Source organism: Flavobacterium psychrotolerans (assembly GCF_003097635.1).
Lineage (GTDB): Bacteria > Bacteroidota > Bacteroidia > Flavobacteriales > Flavobacteriaceae > Flavobacterium > Flavobacterium psychrotolerans.
The window spans coordinates 178,705-195,495 of sequence record NZ_QCZI01000005.1 but is presented as its reverse complement, the minus strand read 5'-3'; the positions used below and the strand labels follow the sequence as shown (position 1 = coordinate 195,495).

At 32.0% G+C, this 16,791-nt stretch carries 14 protein-coding genes; 7 read left to right on the top strand and 7 right to left on the bottom strand.

Going from position 1 to position 16,791, the window contains the following annotated elements:
• The first annotated feature begins 3 nt into the window (after positions 1-3).
• Positions 4-1,221 carry an ATP-grasp domain-containing protein gene (locus DB895_RS05925; protein ID WP_116724442.1) on the top strand — a complete coding sequence of 406 codons (1,218 nt, stop codon included), beginning with the start codon at positions 4-6 and terminating at the stop codon, positions 1,219-1,221.
• Positions 1,222-1,295: 74 nt separating this feature from the next.
• On the opposite strand, the gene DB895_RS05920 is transcribed toward DB895_RS05925, so the two are convergent.
• The 7 genes from DB895_RS05920 to DB895_RS05890 form a co-directional block, all read right to left on the bottom strand.
• Complete coding sequence (locus DB895_RS05920) at positions 1,296-2,483, bottom strand: hypothetical protein (protein ID WP_116724441.1); 1,188 nt, start codon at positions 2,481-2,483, stop codon at positions 1,296-1,298.
• Between the two features lie 15 nt (positions 2,484-2,498).
• A complete protein-coding gene (locus DB895_RS05915; RefSeq protein WP_116724440.1) occupies positions 2,499-3,329 on the bottom strand; it encodes a type 1 glutamine amidotransferase in 831 nt (276 codons plus the stop codon).
• A 51-nt stretch (positions 3,330-3,380) separates the two neighbouring features.
• Complete coding sequence (locus tag DB895_RS05910; protein ID WP_116724439.1) at positions 3,381-4,487, bottom strand: carboxylate-amine ligase; 1,107 nt, start codon at positions 4,485-4,487, stop codon at positions 3,381-3,383.
• Between the two features lie 43 nt (positions 4,488-4,530).
• Positions 4,531-5,481 carry an ATP-grasp domain-containing protein gene (locus tag DB895_RS05905; RefSeq protein WP_116724438.1) on the bottom strand — a complete coding sequence of 317 codons (951 nt, stop codon included), beginning with the start codon at positions 5,479-5,481 and terminating at the stop codon, positions 4,531-4,533.
• Positions 5,482-5,511: 30 nt separating this feature from the next.
• The gene (locus DB895_RS05900; protein WP_116724437.1) at positions 5,512-6,222 is read right to left on the bottom strand and encodes an alpha/beta hydrolase-fold protein; all 711 of its coding nucleotides are present in this window, start codon (positions 6,220-6,222) and stop codon (positions 5,512-5,514) included.
• Positions 6,223-6,615: 393 nt separating this feature from the next.
• Positions 6,616-7,881, bottom strand: coding sequence for a mechanosensitive ion channel family protein (locus tag DB895_RS05895; RefSeq protein ID WP_116724436.1), 1,266 nt, complete (start codon positions 7,879-7,881; stop codon positions 6,616-6,618).
• Positions 7,874-8,152 carry a DUF3817 domain-containing protein gene (locus DB895_RS05890; protein WP_116724435.1) on the bottom strand — a complete coding sequence of 93 codons (279 nt, stop codon included), beginning with the start codon at positions 8,150-8,152 and terminating at the stop codon, positions 7,874-7,876. Before DB895_RS05890 ends, DB895_RS05895 begins: the two co-directional genes overlap by 8 nt.
• A 106-nt stretch (positions 8,153-8,258) precedes the next feature.
• On the opposite strand from DB895_RS05890, the gene DB895_RS05885 reads away from it, so the two are divergent.
• The 6 genes from DB895_RS05885 to DB895_RS05860 all read left to right on the top strand — a co-directional run bounded on the left by DB895_RS05885 (position 8,259) and on the right by DB895_RS05860 (position 16,748).
• Positions 8,259-8,774 carry a DUF6155 family protein gene (locus DB895_RS05885; RefSeq protein WP_116724434.1) on the top strand — a complete coding sequence of 172 codons (516 nt, stop codon included), beginning with the start codon at positions 8,259-8,261 and terminating at the stop codon, positions 8,772-8,774.
• A gap of 89 nt (positions 8,775-8,863) precedes the next feature.
• Positions 8,864-10,390, top strand: coding sequence for a DEAD/DEAH box helicase (locus tag DB895_RS05880; RefSeq protein WP_116724433.1), 1,527 nt, complete (start codon positions 8,864-8,866; stop codon positions 10,388-10,390).
• 408 nt (positions 10,391-10,798) lie between these two features.
• Positions 10,799-12,322 carry a GT4 family glycosyltransferase PelF gene (gene pelF / locus DB895_RS05875; RefSeq protein WP_243694634.1) on the top strand — a complete coding sequence of 508 codons (1,524 nt, stop codon included), beginning with the start codon at positions 10,799-10,801 and terminating at the stop codon, positions 12,320-12,322.
• A gap of 37 nt (positions 12,323-12,359) precedes the next feature.
• Positions 12,360-13,973, top strand: a complete 1,614-nt coding sequence (locus tag DB895_RS05870) for a hypothetical protein (protein WP_116724431.1) — start codon at positions 12,360-12,362, stop codon at positions 13,971-13,973.
• Between the two features lie 16 nt (positions 13,974-13,989).
• Positions 13,990-14,766 carry an endo alpha-1,4 polygalactosaminidase gene (locus DB895_RS05865; protein WP_166426937.1) on the top strand — a complete coding sequence of 259 codons (777 nt, stop codon included), beginning with the start codon at positions 13,990-13,992 and terminating at the stop codon, positions 14,764-14,766.
• 227 nt (positions 14,767-14,993) lie between these two features.
• The gene (locus DB895_RS05860; protein ID WP_133242647.1) at positions 14,994-16,748 is read left to right on the top strand and encodes a hypothetical protein; all 1,755 of its coding nucleotides are present in this window, start codon (positions 14,994-14,996) and stop codon (positions 16,746-16,748) included.
• Positions 16,749-16,791 lie beyond the last annotated feature (43 nt).

The following is a 16,791-nucleotide window of genomic DNA, read 5'->3' as shown; positions in this document are numbered from 1 at the left end:
AGTATGGGTAATAGTACAAAAACCTTCATTTGCATTTCTAACTATTTTAAAGGTGCTGATTTTTTAATCAATATGAAGAAACTGGGAAACAAAGTCTTTCTGGTAACATCCGAGAAATTACGAGATAAACCCTGGCCAGTTGCCTATATTGATGAAATTTTCTTTATGGAAGGTCATGATGTGGACTGGAATTTAGAACATTTGTTACTTGGCGTAAGTAATTTAATGAGGAATCACAAAATTGATGCAGTGATAGCCTTAGATGATTTTGACGTCGAAAAGGCAACCTATTTGCGTGAAAATCTCCGTATTGATGGAATGGGGCAAACTACTGGGCGCTATTTTAGGGATAAATTAGCCATGCGAATGCGTGCGAAAAGTTGTGGCATTTCTAATCCTAATTTTACATCCTTGTTTAATGATTATGACATCAATACTTTTGCGGATACCATTGCACCACCTTGGGTTTTAAAACCTAGATCTGAAGCTTCGGCTGTCGGAATCATAAAGGTTTATAATAAGGACAGTTTATGGATGCAAATTAATGAAATGGGGAATAATCGCTTTAAATATTTAGTGGAGCAATTCCGTCCCGGCGACGTCTTTCACTGCGACAGTTTGATCTTAAACGGTAAAATTATATTCAGTATCACTTCGAAATATTTGACGACCCCAATGGAAATTTCTCAGGGTGGAGGTGTTTTTAGAAGTGCCAATATTCCGTATGAATCTGCCGATAATATAGCTATAAAGAAAATCAACGAGCAAGTGATTAAGGATTTCGGTCTGAAACACGGAGCAGCCCATTCTGAATACATCAAATGCAATGAAGATGGTAAAATTTATTTTCTAGAAACATCATCACGGGTTGGTGGTGCGCATTTGGCAGAAATGGTGGCATCGGCTTCCGACATTAATCTTTGGGCAGAATGGGCGGCAATTGAGAATGCTTTGGTAAAAGGATTGGAATACAAATTACCTAAAGTTAAAAAAGGCTATGCGGGAATTGTTCTGACTTTATCTAAATACCAACATCCGGATTTATCTTCTTTCTCAGATGAAGAAATTTGTTTTAGGGTTCCTTTAGACTATCATGCGGGACTAATCGTTAAATCGGAGAAACAAGAGAGAGTTTTGGAATTATTGGATGATTATGCGGATCGATTGGTAAAAGATTTTGCTACCGTTGGGATACAAAAAGAAGTTAAGAATTTGCATTAGATAATATTTAATTGGAATAAATATTGCCATCATCTAATGGAAACTTTAATGCATTAGCTGACGGCTGTAATTTATCATTCGAACAACCCTAAAGTCCCACCAACCCAATCTTTGTCTTTATTGAATTTTACACCAATCATTTCACCTCGACTCAATCGAACTAAATTGCAGAGTAGAGTAGGAGCTGCATCCTCTTTTTTCCATACGCAAAGCATTCGAATTTCGGCTTTCACTTTTCCATCAGGAGATTGGACAATTGGGAAATAGGTTACTTTTTTCTGGAGAATATACAAGTCTTTTTCCTTAACGGCTTCTATGTCTCCCTTTTTGACGTGAAAAATAACACCCGTTCCTGAGAAAGAGAACAAAGGTTTCAATACATAATTTTCCAGATCTTCGGGAATTTCTTTTAGGTCACTCAATAAAGTGGTTTCGATGCAGTATTTCCCTTTCAATAAAGGCAAAATAAATTTGCTGATTCTGAAAAACCAGTTGGGATGTCCTGCCCATTCCACATCCAAATCGTCAGAAAAACTAAAATCGAGTTTCAAGTCCTTTCTTAACTCCAATTCATCAAAAATAACCCTATTGTAAATTCTTTTGACCCGAATCGATTCACCTTTATCATTTTTGTAAAAAAGTTGCTTGCCTATTTTTATGATTTCAGTTACACAAACAATTGGAATGCCAATGTCTCTTTTGCAATACAGAAAATCGATTTTAGTGTTTTGCTTTTCGGGTTCAATTTCCAAAAGGATTACATTTTCTTTTGGATGATTGTTGCAAATAGCTTCCTCAATAATTGATAAATATTTCTCAGATGAAATCGAATTAAAAAAAGGTGTCAGTTCTTCTAAAAATGGATAGTGCTTTTGGAATTTTTGGTATAATGCAGGTTGATAATTGAATAAAGAAGGAAATCCCTGAACTTCAATAAGCTTTGGAATAACCCTGCCATTTTCTTCGCAAATTCCAAAATCGACGGCCAAAAAAGTGGTATGTTTATCTTCGTTTGGAACTTTTGTGTTTAGTTCTAATGACTTCTCTGTTAATTTTTTAAAGTTATCTTGTTGAATTAATTTAATAACATCATCGCACCCCTCAATCAATTGTGCTTTTAACTCTTTGGATATGAAAAAAGGGGTTTCTGCAATTCTAAATGTTGGAGCATAATTAAAATCCGATGCGATATCGTCTTGAAGTTCTTGATATTTTTTTAATGTAAAACTGTCATTGAATAAAGTACGATATTTAGGTATCATTATGGAGAGTAGTGTTTAATTGGAAAGGATTTTCTTTGTTTTGATTAAATCATTAATGGCAATGCGAAGAAAGTTTGGTATTAAGGTTTCGTTAGTTCTATAAATTTTTTCATTATCTAATAAATCTTCGAGCATATTTCTAAATTTTTTTTCTCCTTTCATTTTTTTTATTCTTTCTCTAGTTTCGGTATTTCTCAAATTGGCAATAAAGCTAATTGGATCGGCCTCAGGATGAAATTGTGTTCCAACAAAATAATCGGTAAAACGAACTGCCATAATGGCTCTTTCATATTGAACATGATCCCGGATTTTTTCTAATGAGATTATTTTCGCTCCTTTTTTAGCAAATGTGCTTAATTTAGGCTGTACTACTTGGTAATCACGGGAGTCAATGGCATAAAAAGGATCGGATAAACCTTCAAATAAAGGGTCGGTCAAACCATCTTTGGTTTTATGAATGGTCATTACCCCAAATGATGTATCGTTCCGTTTTGTGATTTCTGCTAACCCAAAGTGTTTGCATGCCATTTGGAAAGAATGACAAATAAAAAGCATGTGTTTTTTTACTTCCTTTTCTTTATTCCAAGCGGTGAGAAGATCAATAAAAGCGTAGTACTTCAAATCCCAGTTTCCATCTCCTTCCAGAGGATTTCCAGGTCCTCCTGAAGAAATATAGATGTCGTAATTTTTAATTTCCGGAAATTCAGATTTTCCCCTTATGTCAAAAATTTTAAAACGCACAATATGATTGAATCTATTGAGAATGTCTATAATACAACGCATCCCTTGATTGGGTTCGCCATTATACATGTCTAAAATTGCGATTTTTATGATATGACTGTTCATTATATCGGGTTTGTGGTATTGTAAATTTATTGCAAATATAAAATTATAAAATTACAACCCTTTGGTAAATTCACCTGTAATAAAATCTACTACTTTAGCTAAGTCATTCGTTTTTTCAAAAACAGCCAATTGTTTGTCGGCTCCAGTTCCTTCTTTCATGATGGTATGCACATAATTGATTTGTTCACGACTTCCTAATTCATCCACTACATCATCAATAAATTCTAGTAATTCAATAATTAGCAACTTTGTTTCTACCTCTTTTTGAAGACCAAAATCGATCATATTTCCTTCAATTCCATAGCGGGCAGCCCGAAATTTATTTTCTTTTATCAGAGCCAATCGGTATATATTAAAACTCATGTTGTGCAAACTCAGTTTGTACAATTTTGCCACTATGGCCTGAATAATTGCAACAATACACATGGTTTCGTCTACCGTTAAACTCATGTCGCAAATACGAAATTCGATAGTGTCATAAAACGGATGCAAACGTAAATCCCACCATATTTTTTTGGGATTGTCAATGCAATTGGTTTTTACTAAAGTCTCTAAATAATTATCGTAGGAAGAAACAGAATCAAAATACTCCGGCAAACCAGTTCTAGGGAATTTGTCAAAAACTTTGGTTCTAAACGATTTATACCCCGTTTGTCTGCCCTCCCAAAAAGGAGAATTAGTTGAAAGCGCAAAAATATGTGGTAAGAAATAGCAGGCTTGATTCATCAATTGTAATCCGATTTCTCGATTTTCTATTCCAACATGGCAATGCATTCCAAAAATCAAATTAGATCTTGCAGCGTCTTGCAATTCATTGACAATATTGTGATAACGAGGATCGTCAGTGATGGGCTGATCTTGCCATTTTGAAAAAGGGTGTGTCCCGGCTCCTCCAACTATTAGATCTTGTTTCTGTGCTAACTCTACTATTTTACTTCTTAAGAATTTAATTTCGTCCGTCGCCTCTTTAACGTTTTTACAAATATTTGTACCAACTTCTACCACCGATTGGTGCATTTCGGCTTTTACCTGTTCATTCAGAATTATTTTTGCACCATCCACAATTTTGGACAAATGGGAACGTAAATCCCTTGTTTGGGGATCAATAATTTGGTATTCTTCTTCAACTCCAAGAGTAAAAACAGGCAATTTCCTCATAAAATGAATTTATCGATTACAAGAAGGATTAAAATTATACTTTTTAGTTATTTTCTTCAACGGCATTTTTAATGAATGTTCCCCAAGTTAGGTTCATTTTTCCCGGTTTTTGCTTTTTTGCGGCAGTGATTGCCATGTTTGCAGCTTCCTCAACAACCCATTCAAAATTTTCAGCACCAACGGAAGACAATTCTGCATCAGGTGCAGGATTTCCAAAATCAATAGCGTAAGGAATGCCATCTCTAACTGCAAACTCAACTGTGTTAAAATCATACCCCAGACCCTTACAGAGCTTTATAGTATAATCTTTTATTGTAGCCGATAATTTTTTATCAATAGCTGGTCCATCAATTACATAACGCAAATGCGGTTGGTTTCTAGGTTCATATTGCATAATTTTAACCGCTTTTCCACCAAGGCAATATACTCTAAAATATTCTGTAAAAGCAATTTCCTCTTGCAGCATCATTACGAGTTGTCCGGTTTCTTTGTGAATTTCCCAAAAATCATCTCTATTCTCTAATCGATAAACGTTTTTCCATCCGCCACCCGCATAAGGCTTCATATAAGCTGGAAAACCGACATAATTAAAAATAGATTCCCAATCCATTGGATATTTTAAGTTTCTGAAGGACTTTCCTGTAGTGTCATTTGGATGTTCTGATGAAGGAAGGATAACGGTGTTAGGAATTGGAACTCCCAATGTGTTGGCTAATGCATTATTGAAAAATTTATCGTCAGCACTCCACCAAAATGGATTGTTAATTACGTTGGTACCTGTTAATGCGGCATTCTTCAAATAGGCTCGGTAAAAGGGAACATCCTGAGAAATCCGGTCAATAATTACGGCGTATTCACCATCTTTATTTTGGATTACTTTGTCTATAGAAACCGCCTCGGCAATGATTCCTTTTTCTTTTTTTGAATTTACTCTATCAATAAAGGCTTGAGGGAAAGTATCTTCCATTCCGTATAATATTCCGATTTTCTTCATTTGTAGTTTTTTTATGTTTATATTTTTTTATTAAAATTTAATTCTTGATAAATAATGTGGAAACATTTCTTTCCAAAGCGGCCAATCGTGTTCTTTATCCTGTCGAATGTCTAACCAATGATGTATGTTTCTATCACATAGTACTTTGCTGAATTTTAAATTGGCATCAAAACAAATGTCCCAATTGGAACTTCCCAGAACAACGTCCATATTCCATAATTCAGAGTCATTTAGTCCATATAGATAATCTTCGGGACTATTGTAAAAGACTTCATCGTTATGGAAACCATCCATATAGCTCTTGATGTTAAAAATCCCACTCAAAGAAAAGAGGTGACTCACATAGCCTGGATGGCGAAAAGCAAAATTTGCAGCATGAAAGCCTCCAAAACTACAGCCCGCTACAACAACTTTTCCGGAACTGGTATTGTTTTTAACCTTTTCCACAATTTCATGACAAATCATTTTGTCATACCAAACGTGGTTTTGAATGCGATGAACGGGGTAAATATTTTTATTGTAAAAACTGTCTTTATCAATACTATCTGGGCAAAAAATTTGAATAAGACCTTGTTCTAAGAACCATCTTGCAGATTCTATTAATCCCATTTCTTTGTTCTCGTAATAACGTCCCATTGAAGTTGGAAAAAGAATTACAGGATAACCAGCATGACCAAAAACAAGCATATCAATGTCTCTACTTAAGTTTGGTGAATACCATTTAAAGTGTTCTTCTTTCATATTTAAATACTATTTGTTTTTAAAGGAATATGGTATCGCCAATCTTCATTATGATTTGTGATTTTGAATCATGGCAATTTCATATAATAATTTTTAACAATTATAATAAAAATTTTCAACAACTGAGCAGTTTAATAGTACTAAAGTAAATTATTATTTTAAAACGTACAATAACCATTAAATACTGAGGAATAATCAATTAATAGCAATAAAGTGTCGTTAATTATTAATTTTAACGTGTGAATTTTACAGATAGCTCTAAAAATAAAGAAAAATAATTTTAACAAATGAACAAAAAATATCAGTTATTTAATTAACAAATTAACGTTTTTAAATAAAAGGCAGACATAGTTTTGATGCTCAATTCTCTATTAAAACAGATGAAATGGAGCATTAGTTTTCAGTATTATGTATTTTTATTCCAGATGGCAATTCAAAAATTTCTAAATTAAAATAGTCAATCGATGCGAAGACGTGATCAAAAATATCGGACATAATATATTCGTAATTTTCAAATCGTTTGTCTTTTGTAAATGCATATACTTCTAAAGGAATACCTTGAGATGTTGGCTGTAACTGTCTGCAAATCAAAATCATGTCTTTATTTAAACTAGGATAGTTTAGAAGATATTGTGTGATGTATTTTCGAAATAGACCAAAATTAGTCAAGTTTCGACCATTGATTGGGATTGATTTATCAATTTGATTTGTTATATTAAATTTCTTGATTTCCGCTTGTCGGGCAACAATATAGGAGCTGATTAGTTGGATTTTTTTCATGGCTTCCAGTTCACTATCGTTTAAAAAACGAATGCTATTGGCCTTAATAAGAATATGTCTTTTGATTCTTCTACCGTCGGAATTTAGCATACCGCGCCAGTTTCTAAAAGAGTCAGAAATCATGCTGTAGGTTGGAATTGTCGTTGTTGTATTATCGAAATTTCTTACTTTAACCGTTGCAAGGTTAATTTCGATTACATCTCCATCTGCACCAAATTTATCAAAAGTGATCCAATCACCAATTCGAACCATATCGTTAAGGGAAACCTGAATACTGGCAACAAATCCTAAAATTGTATCCCTAAAAATTAAAATTATAATGGCTGAGACTGCTCCCAGAGTTGTGAATAAAGTGTTTGGTTTTATTTCAAATAATTCAGAGATAATAACTGTAATACCAATCATCCAGAGAATAATCATAATTACCTGAATGTAGCTGTCAATTGGTTTATCGCTGTAAGCAGGTTTTTGTTTTAGATAATCCCGGAACGCATTAAAAATGGTTCGGATAATCCATAAAACCAATATCACAATATAAATGCCTACCAATTTTCCGAAAACCGATTCCCAATACACGTAATCGTTGAGTATTACTGGAACTGACTTGTATATGAATAATAAGGGAATTAGGTGTGCTATATATTTTGCCGTTTTATTAGATACCAATAAATCATCGAATTTCGTTTTGGTTTTTTTAGCAATAATTTCCATCAATCGAACTAAAACAAATCGAAATACGATGTAAATTTCGTAGGCTAAAAAACATAGTATTATAATGTTGATAAACAAACTTAGATAGGAAGCTAAAGTGTATGGTAAACCCCAATGCTTGAACAAAGGATAACACCAATCAAATATTTTTTCCAGAAATTTATTCATTTCGTAGGTATTTCTTTTCTATATAAAAAGTTCCAAAAGGAATTACGGAAGCAAAACATATAACCGCTGATTTTTTCATGTTCCAATTTTCTTCAAATTTCAACATAATTGCCATTAAAATATATGCTATAAAAAGTAAACCATGAGCCATTCCTACAGTTTTTACAAAAATAGGTTGATCAAAGGCGTATTTCATTGGCATAGCAAAAAACAATAAAGTTAGTAAAGAAATTCCTTCTAATAAAGCAATAATTTTGAAAAATTTAATCATTTTGGGTGGTTTAAAATTATATTCTTAGGTGTGATGGCGAAATTAAGTATTCTGATTGATTTTTGATTGATAAAGTAAGTTACTTTTGTGATAATTTTAGTATATTATGAGCAAACGCGATTTAAAAAAATACCTTACCGAACTTAACAAACAACAACTTGAAGAACAAATTTTGGAGTTGTATGATAAGTTTCATGATGTAAAAGTATATTATGATTTTGTCTTTAATCCCAAAGAAGACAAATTAATTCAAGAGGCAAAACTCAAAATATCGAATGAATATTTCCCCATAAGAGGCAAGAAAGCAAAATTGAGACGTTCCGTATCTCAAAAATTCCTCAAACATTTTATTACATTAGGCGTAGATTCTTTTATTATTGCGGATGTCATGCTTTATAACATTGAAATAGCCCAAACCTATACTTCGGAGAAAACAATTAAATCCGAATTGTTTTTTAAAAGCATGCTCAATTCTTTCGAACAAGCCATTAGTTTTATGATGGAAAAAAGTATTCTCAATGAATTTCAAAATAGAGTAGTAGCCATTAAAAATGAAACGATTGCTCAAGATTGGGTAAACAAATATGAATTTAACGCCATTGTTGAACGCTTCGAATATTAATTTTTTTCTGTATTTGATATAAATTCCTGCCTTTTAATATGGGAAAACTCTTTTTTAGGTGTACTTTTGCAAAATCGTAAAAATACATTATGTTTCATAAAGATTTAGAACTTGAAATCGAAGAAAAAAAGGAGCTTTACGGTTATCAAAAAGGGGATATTAATGCCATTTTTGAGCGCTTAGAAAATGCCCATACTAATTATCATTTATTATATCAATTGCCCACTGGCGGTGGAAAAACCGTCATTTTTTCGGAAATTGTAAGACGATATTTGTCTAAGCACGACAAGAAAGTGGTAGTTTTGACCCATAGAATTGAGCTTTGCAAACAAACTTCTAAAATGCTCAAAACTTTTGATGTAAAAAACAAAATCATCAATAGCAAAGTAAAAGAACTTCCTGACCAAAATGATTATTCCTGTTTTGTTGCGATGGTCGAAACATTGAAAAACCGAATTAATGATGAAAAACTACATTTGGACAATGTGGGTTTAGTCATCATTGATGAAGCCCATTATAACTCTTTTCGCAAATTATTAAGTTCCTTCAAAAATGCCTTTATACTTGGTGTAACAGCCACACCTTTGAGTTCGAATATCAAGTTGCCCATGAATGAAAATTATGATGAATTAATTGTGGGAGACACCATTTCATCATTAATTGACAATGGATTTTTGGCAAAGGCAATAACATACAGTTATGACGTGGGTCTATCATCTTTAAAAGTAGGAATAAATGGCGATTACACCGTTAAATCTTCAGATGATTTGTATTCTAATATGGTGATGCAGGAAAAGTTATTGCATGCGTATACTGAAAAATCTTTAGGCAAAAAAACCTTGATTTTTAACAACGGAATAAATACATCTTTATATGTTTATGAAACCTTTAGAGAAGCAGGCTATCCAATTCGTCATTTAGACAATACCAGTAATCCCGAAGACCGAAGAGAAATTTTGGCATGGTTTAAGAAAACTCCCGATGCAATATTAACTTCAGTAGGGATTTTAACTACGGGTTTTGATGAGCCTACTGTAGAAAGTATTATCCTGAATCGCGCTACAAAATCATTGACCCTATATTACCAAATGATAGGTAGAGGTTCTAGAAAATTACCCAACAAAAAAACATTTACAGTAATTGATTTAGGAAATAATGCTGCTCGTTTTGGCTTATGGAGTGAGCCGGTAGATTGGCAACATATCTTCAAATCTCCAGAGTTTTACTTGGAAAACCTGAGAGATGATGCCGAAATAGAATTGTTTTTTAAATATCAAATGCCACCGGAATTGCGAGCTAAATTCAGCAAAACCCCTAACGTTACCTTTGACATCGATGAAGAGCACAAAATTGTTATAGCACAAAATCTTCGATCTAAAATTGTGATTGAAAAATCACTGGAACAACATGCTTCGATGTGTGTTGACAATACTGAAGAATTGTATGCTGCAAAGCAATTGGCAAAAGAACTCCACGATGATATTGAATGTAGAATGAAACGTTATGCTAAATGTTTAAGCCATTGCAGCAAAAACTACCGCGAATGGCTAATTGATGACTACAAATTGAAATTAACATTACTTATCGGAAAAAAAGTTCGGGAAAAATTGTTTTAATCCAATTATATAAAAGTTTATAACTTGATGAGCAGCTTCATTTCATGACAAATCTCCCCCTTTTTTTAACGCATTTTTTGTAATTTCTTATACTGAAACGAATAGTGTATTTCGTCGATGTTATGAGTGTTTACAACGGATTTCAAGCGTTTTTATTTTATATTCACTACAGTACAAATATCTTTGTAAAAGAAACATCATTTAGAATAGCGGTATTATTTAATAATGCCTTTATAACTGGCAGTTTCATTTAGATAGAAATAAAGAAGACCAAATCATTTTAGTTTCTTTAAAAATACCACCAGTCTAAATAAGTAATAATAAGAATTTTGTGATTTGGCTTTATAATAAAGCTTGATTTTAGAACAATTTATATACTTTATTAAGATGATAAAAAAACACGACGTAATGTTAATTTTAGAAGGGACTTATCCTTTTAATGGTGGTGGTGTCTCTACATGGGCACACATGTTATGCAATAAAGTTAAAAATGTAAATTACACTTTGTATTCAATTAATGCAGATTTCGAACAAAAATCGAAGTATGAGTTAAGTGAAAATGTAAAAAATGTGATTCAGGTTCCTTTATGGTCTCCTATGGAACCCTCAGAATTATTAAGTTATGGAAAAAAATATTACGCCACGGTAAACAGGAAAGAGCAGGACGATAATTCTGCAATTATTGAAGAGTTTATACCCATTTTTGAAAGATTATTATTCAATATATATGCTGATAATGCAGATATTGAAGATATTGATGATACCATTTTTGACATGTGGTTCTTTTTTCAAAATCACGATTATAAAAAGACAATGAAAAGTGTTGAAGTATGGAAATCGTTTTACAAAACTGTTTCAAAAGTCATTGTTCGAGACAATCATTATGGAGCCACATTGTATGACTTTACAGTTGGGATGCGCTGGATTTATCGTTTTCTAATTCCAATTTCAATTGATGTTCCTAAAGTTGATATTTCTCACTTAACCTTATCGGGATTTCCGGTAATTCCAGCCTTAGTTTTGAAATACAAATACGGGACGCCAATCATTGTTACGGAACATGGTGTTTTCATAAGGGAAAGGTTGATTGCAATCAATTCTTCGGAATATTCCTTTTTCCTGAAAAATTTATTAATAAAGTTTTCAGAATGCATCACTAAACTAGTTTATTACAAATCTGACCTCATTTTGTCGGTTAATAAATTTAATATTTCATGGGAGAAAAAGTATGGAGCCAACCCAAACAAAATTGAAGTGATTTACAATGGCATTGATCCAGATCTTTTTGCACCATCGGGAAAACCAGCGCATTTAGAAGGAGTTCCAACGGTCGTAGCTGCAGCCCGTATTTTTGAATTAAAGGATATAATCACTATGATACGATCATGCGAAGTGGTAAAGAATACCATTCCAAATGTAAAATTCTTAGTTTACGGAGACAATACTGCCGTCCCTGAATATACTAAAGAGTGCTTGAACTTAATAAAGGAACTTGGGTTAGAAAACAATTTTTCTTTAGCGGGTTATCATAACAAGCCGCATCAACTTTTTTGTGAAGGGGATGTTTCCATTTTAACTTCAATTTCTGAGGGTTTTCCTTATACTGTTTTGGAATCTATGAGTTGTGGAATTCCCGTGGTTGCCACGGATGTTGGTGGAGTAACAGAGGCATTAGATGATAAATGTGGTTTTATTTGCAAACCTAAAGATTACAAGGCGCTAGGGGAGAGTGTTATAACATTGTTGCAAGACGAGGTTTTAAGAAAGCAAATGGGTATAAATGCTCGAAAGAAAGTTGTAGATAATTTTACAATCGAGAAATTTATTAATGAATATGAGATTGCCTACGAATCTATTTTAAATAAAAAAGCTCAAGAACCCATATTCTTGCATTCTGATTTACCGCATGAAGAAACAATGGAAGCATCATAGAAATTTTTAGGTTTAACCAAAAAATTATCCCTCTAAAATGGAAAATCATTACGCAAATATTAAGTCTTTAATAGAAAATACTAAGGACAAAATTGGCAAACCTGTTAGCAATCATGTTGTTGCCGCTACCATAGAATCACTTGGTATCCGTGAAAAAGATACTATGGATGATTTTGGGTTTAACTCGATACATGATTTGTCTGAATCTGTATTTTATGAATTAACAACCAACGAATCTTACATTGGAGCCAAAAATGCCAAAGAACGCGAAGGTGACATAACTCAATCCAAAACAATACAAATTTCGGATTATATGTGGATTAAAACCAAAATTTTTGCCGAGTATTATTCTTTAGGTATTTTCCATCTTCTCCCGGTGATAATTCAAATTGCAGCTATAGTATTTTTTGGTTATTCGCTATGGACATTTGTAGGTTTTAATGAAATACAATCTACAGCGGTTGTTTTGGGAGTACTTATTGGCTTGATTTCTACAGGAGGTTTTGTACAAGTAATTGGGAAACAAGCATCCTTTTACTGGAATTATGAGGATTATAAAATGACAAAGCAAACCATCGATTATTTACACAAAATTGGAATAGTATCGGTTTTTTTAGTTTTAGTGACCATTTTTTTAATGAATTTTATTTTCCATATTTATCCATATGAAATTTTATTTGTAATTTTTGTCTATGCCTTTCTTGTAGGAATGTTGTTATTGATGTTGGCACCTTTACATACCATAAAACAGCGTTGGGTCATTACCTTAGCCATTTTTGCGGGAACCACAATAGCCATAATACTCAAGGAAAATACATCATTAAGTATATTTACGACGCATTGGATAGGAATTGCAGTTGCAATAGTAGTTTCAAAAGCATTTTTAGTACTCTATTTTAGGTGGCTAACCAAAAACAAAAAAGCAATCAGTGGAAACAAAATTAATGTACCTGTGATGTTGTATCACAATTATGAATACTTCTTCTACGGTATTTTTATCTATTTCTTTATATTCACGGATAGAATTTTAGCTTGGTCTTCCGGAATAAATGGAAATCTCCCTTTTTTGATTTATTTCGAAAAAAATTATGAATTGGGAATGGATTTGGCCATTTTAATTTTTTTATTGCTTTCTGGAGTATTAGAATACAGTATTGCTTCCTTTACTAAATTTATTGATATTGGGCAGAAATTAACCAACTACAAATCTCCAGAACACTTTAACAATCAACTCCAAAAAATGTACTGGCAACAAGTATTATTGTTATTTGCCACTGGTATAGCGGCTTTTGTATTAATCTATTTCATTATAAATGCTTCCTGGGGATATCAAGGACAATTCAATGAAGTGTTGTTGCAATTAAGCATCAAAGTATGTATAATTGGGGGAATTGGCTACATATTATTAGCCTGGGGGATGTTGAATTCATTATATTTATTCACACTTGGACAGGCAATAAAGCCCTTAAAAGCAATAATTTACGCTTGTTTAATTAATCTATTAATTGGGTTTTTCTTGAGCCGATTTTTAGCTTATGAATTTAGCGTTGTGGGAATGCTTTGCGGAGCGGCACTTTTTGCAGGGCACACTCTGAAAGCGAACATCAGTTTTTTTAAAAATCTAGATTATTATTATTATGCTGCTTATTAAAACAATTCTTCACATATTGCCCTCACTTCTGGTGACTACTTTTTTTGCAAATAGTATCAATAGAAGCGGTGTGCTAGTGTGCTACGGAAAATTAAAACCAGAAAATATAAAAGGGTATTCCTATGTGATTTTAGAATCCAAATATTATTTACCCAGTGATATTAGAGTCCTGAAATCCAATAATGACACTGTTTTTGCCTATTTAAGTTTGGGAGAAGTCAATGCTAATGCCTCTCATTATGAAGAGTTAAAAAATGCGATTCTTGGGAAAAACGAAATTTGGAATAGTTATTATCTAGATTTAAAATCTGAAAAAACGAAACAAATTATAATGCAAATTATTGAAAATACATTAGAACTAGGTTATGATGGATTGTTTTTTGATAACATCGATAATTTTTCAACTCATGGCCCTCAAAAAGATCAAAAATTAGAATTAATAGCTTTATTAAAAACAATTAAAGAAAAATATCCTAAGAAAAAATTCATTCAAAATTCAGGTTTAGATTTAGTTAGTGAAACTTCATCTTATATAAATGCGATTGTGGTAGAATCCGTTGCGAGTAATTACACTTTTAACAACAAGAGTTACAAATTGCGTAACAATAAAGATTTTGAAACATATATGTTACGATTGAAATCTATTTCCGAAAGCTTTCAAATCCCCGTTATCCTAATAGAATATGCTAATTCAGAAATACTATTTAACGAAATTGTAAAAAGAATAGCACCCTCTAATTTTGAATATTTCATAGGGAATATCGATTTGCAAAATATTCCAAAATTCAAATAAGACAAAAAATGTTTTTAACAAGTTCAATATTATTAGGATTTATTAGGCTAAGCTTTATTATACTTTTTTTATTCTACTTGAATAGAAAGTTTATTAATGTTTCGAATCCTATAAATTTATTAGATTTTATTATTCACAATTGGTTTCTGTATGGAAGTATTCTTTTGCTAATTATTTTTATTTTAGTACTATTAAACGCATATAATTTATTCAACTGCTTCTTTTTATTGATTCCAATTATTATATTGGATGCAATTGGGATAGAAAACTTAAAACGCTCTAAGATTTATTTCAATAAGCATATAAAATCATCATTATTAAAATTTTTAAAAAAATCAGAAAATAAAAAAACATTTTGGTATTGGTTTTCTTTCAAAACTTTAAAAAAGAAAAACTATGATAAGAATGCGACGCTTCTTTTAATTTTAACGATTGTCTTATGTGGAATTACTTTTGCCAGTCGTTATTATTTTATTATTTATGATAATTATTCATTATCTAATCCTTGGATTGATGATCTGAATAAAGTGATTCAGTTTGATTCCCAATTGTGGTTTGCAAATGAATTATCCGTAAATGGAGAGTTTGCATTGGTTAATTTTTATAGTAAAATAACTGATGTGAGTCCCGAAATTGCATTACAAGTCATTGCAATTTTAGAATCAACACTTTTAGCAGTCATTATTTTTTGGGTGATTAGTAAATTATCGCCTTCTAAATTCCTTGCTCCGTTAATTGCTTCATTATCATTTTCTTTAGTTTATATCATAACTCCGCTAAATGTTTATGATTTGTTAAAAGTTAATCCAACATTTGCAGCACTTACTTTTGGATTACCAGCTTTTGTTTTCTTCTTGGAACCTAGTTTGCTAAAGCTAACCAAAATGGGTTGTTTTGTAACCTTTAGTTTAACTTTTACGGCCATTGGTTTAATAGATCTTTTCACGTTTTGCATTCTTATCCCTCCATTTTTGATAATTGGAATCGGTCTCACAAAGTATAAATTAGACAATCTCCATATCCTATTTTCATTCGTTTTGTCAACAGCAATAGTGTTTGGAATTTATTACAGTACCAGTAATTATTTGAAAGCAGATTTTATTGAATTTATCCATGCTAATTTACTTTCGGTGAGTTCATATACCTATTTACCGCAGCTTATTTTGCCTTATGAAAATATCATTCGCTATTTTCAATTTAGCACATTTGCGGGATTATTGTTCATTTTTCCTTTAGTTTTAACTCATAAAGGAAATTGGAGACCAACGGCCATTTTTTTCTTCTATTTCAATTTTTTAGTAGTACTCACGTATATCAATTATCCGTGGATTGATGGCGACATGATTAACAATGCATTGGTTGTTTTTATCCCTATTATTTTTGGATTAAATGTGGCCATTATCATTAGAATATTAAACTTGGTGTTGTATCCCTTCGAAAATCTAAATGTCATTACCATTTCCGTAATATTAATTTCCAGTTTATTTGCCTCCGTATTTTATCAAAAAAGAAATATTAATAGACTTACCGTTTCAGATGAGACACCAAAACAAATTCTTGATGCCTATGACAAAATAGGGAAGTCTTTTTTTCCGTATTCATATTGTGTAGTAAATGATCCTGCTGCTCAGGTAATTAGTACAAACAAGCACTTTTTTATGAATTATTCTTTCTTTCTGGAAAAATATGCTAAAGTTGATTCCATAAATACAAAGAATAGAAAAGATCCAAAATTTTTAATCAAAAACCCCCAGTTTTCATTGTCAAAAAGCGTGTTGGTTTTTGTTTTGAATGATAAAAGTAAAGCTGAAAACAATATATTTTCAGAAAATAAATTCTTAAACGCTTCACTTATTAAGGAGTTGGAATTACTTAAAAAAAGAGGACGTAAGATAAATCTGTTTTATGAGAGCAAAGTACTGAAAGTATATGAAATAGTCAATGAACCTGAGGAAAGTAAAATTTCTGATTTAATATTTTGATTATGAAATTGTATGATTCCAAATTATAATTGAAAATCATTGA

Excerpts from the sequence above, each read along its gene's own strand:
- DB895_RS05895 (WP_116724436.1), bottom strand. The coding sequence starts at position 7,881 with ATGAATAAATTTCTGGAAAAAATATTTGATTGGTGTTATCCTTTGTTC.
- DB895_RS05900 (WP_116724437.1), bottom strand. The coding sequence starts at position 6,222 with ATGAAAGAAGAACACTTTAAATGGTATTCACCAAACTTAAGTAGAGAC.
- DB895_RS05925 (WP_116724442.1), top strand. The coding sequence starts at position 4 with ATGGGTAATAGTACAAAAACCTTCATTTGCATTTCTAACTATTTTAAA.
- DB895_RS05920 (WP_116724441.1), bottom strand. The coding sequence starts at position 2,483 with ATGATACCTAAATATCGTACTTTATTCAATGACAGTTTTACATTAAAA.
- DB895_RS05910 (WP_116724439.1), bottom strand. The coding sequence starts at position 4,487 with ATGAGGAAATTGCCTGTTTTTACTCTTGGAGTTGAAGAAGAATACCAA.
- DB895_RS05905 (WP_116724438.1), bottom strand. The coding sequence starts at position 5,481 with ATGAAGAAAATCGGAATATTATACGGAATGGAAGATACTTTCCCTCAA.
- DB895_RS05915 (WP_116724440.1), bottom strand. The coding sequence starts at position 3,329 with ATGAACAGTCATATCATAAAAATCGCAATTTTAGACATGTATAATGGC.
- DB895_RS05870 (WP_116724431.1), top strand. The coding sequence starts at position 12,360 with ATGGAAAATCATTACGCAAATATTAAGTCTTTAATAGAAAATACTAAG.
- DB895_RS05880 (WP_116724433.1), top strand. The coding sequence starts at position 8,864 with ATGTTTCATAAAGATTTAGAACTTGAAATCGAAGAAAAAAAGGAGCTT.
- DB895_RS05885 (WP_116724434.1), top strand. The coding sequence starts at position 8,259 with ATGAGCAAACGCGATTTAAAAAAATACCTTACCGAACTTAACAAACAA.
- pelF (WP_243694634.1), top strand. The coding sequence starts at position 10,799 with ATGTTAATTTTAGAAGGGACTTATCCTTTTAATGGTGGTGGTGTCTCT.
- DB895_RS05890 (WP_116724435.1), bottom strand. The coding sequence starts at position 8,152 with ATGATTAAATTTTTCAAAATTATTGCTTTATTAGAAGGAATTTCTTTA.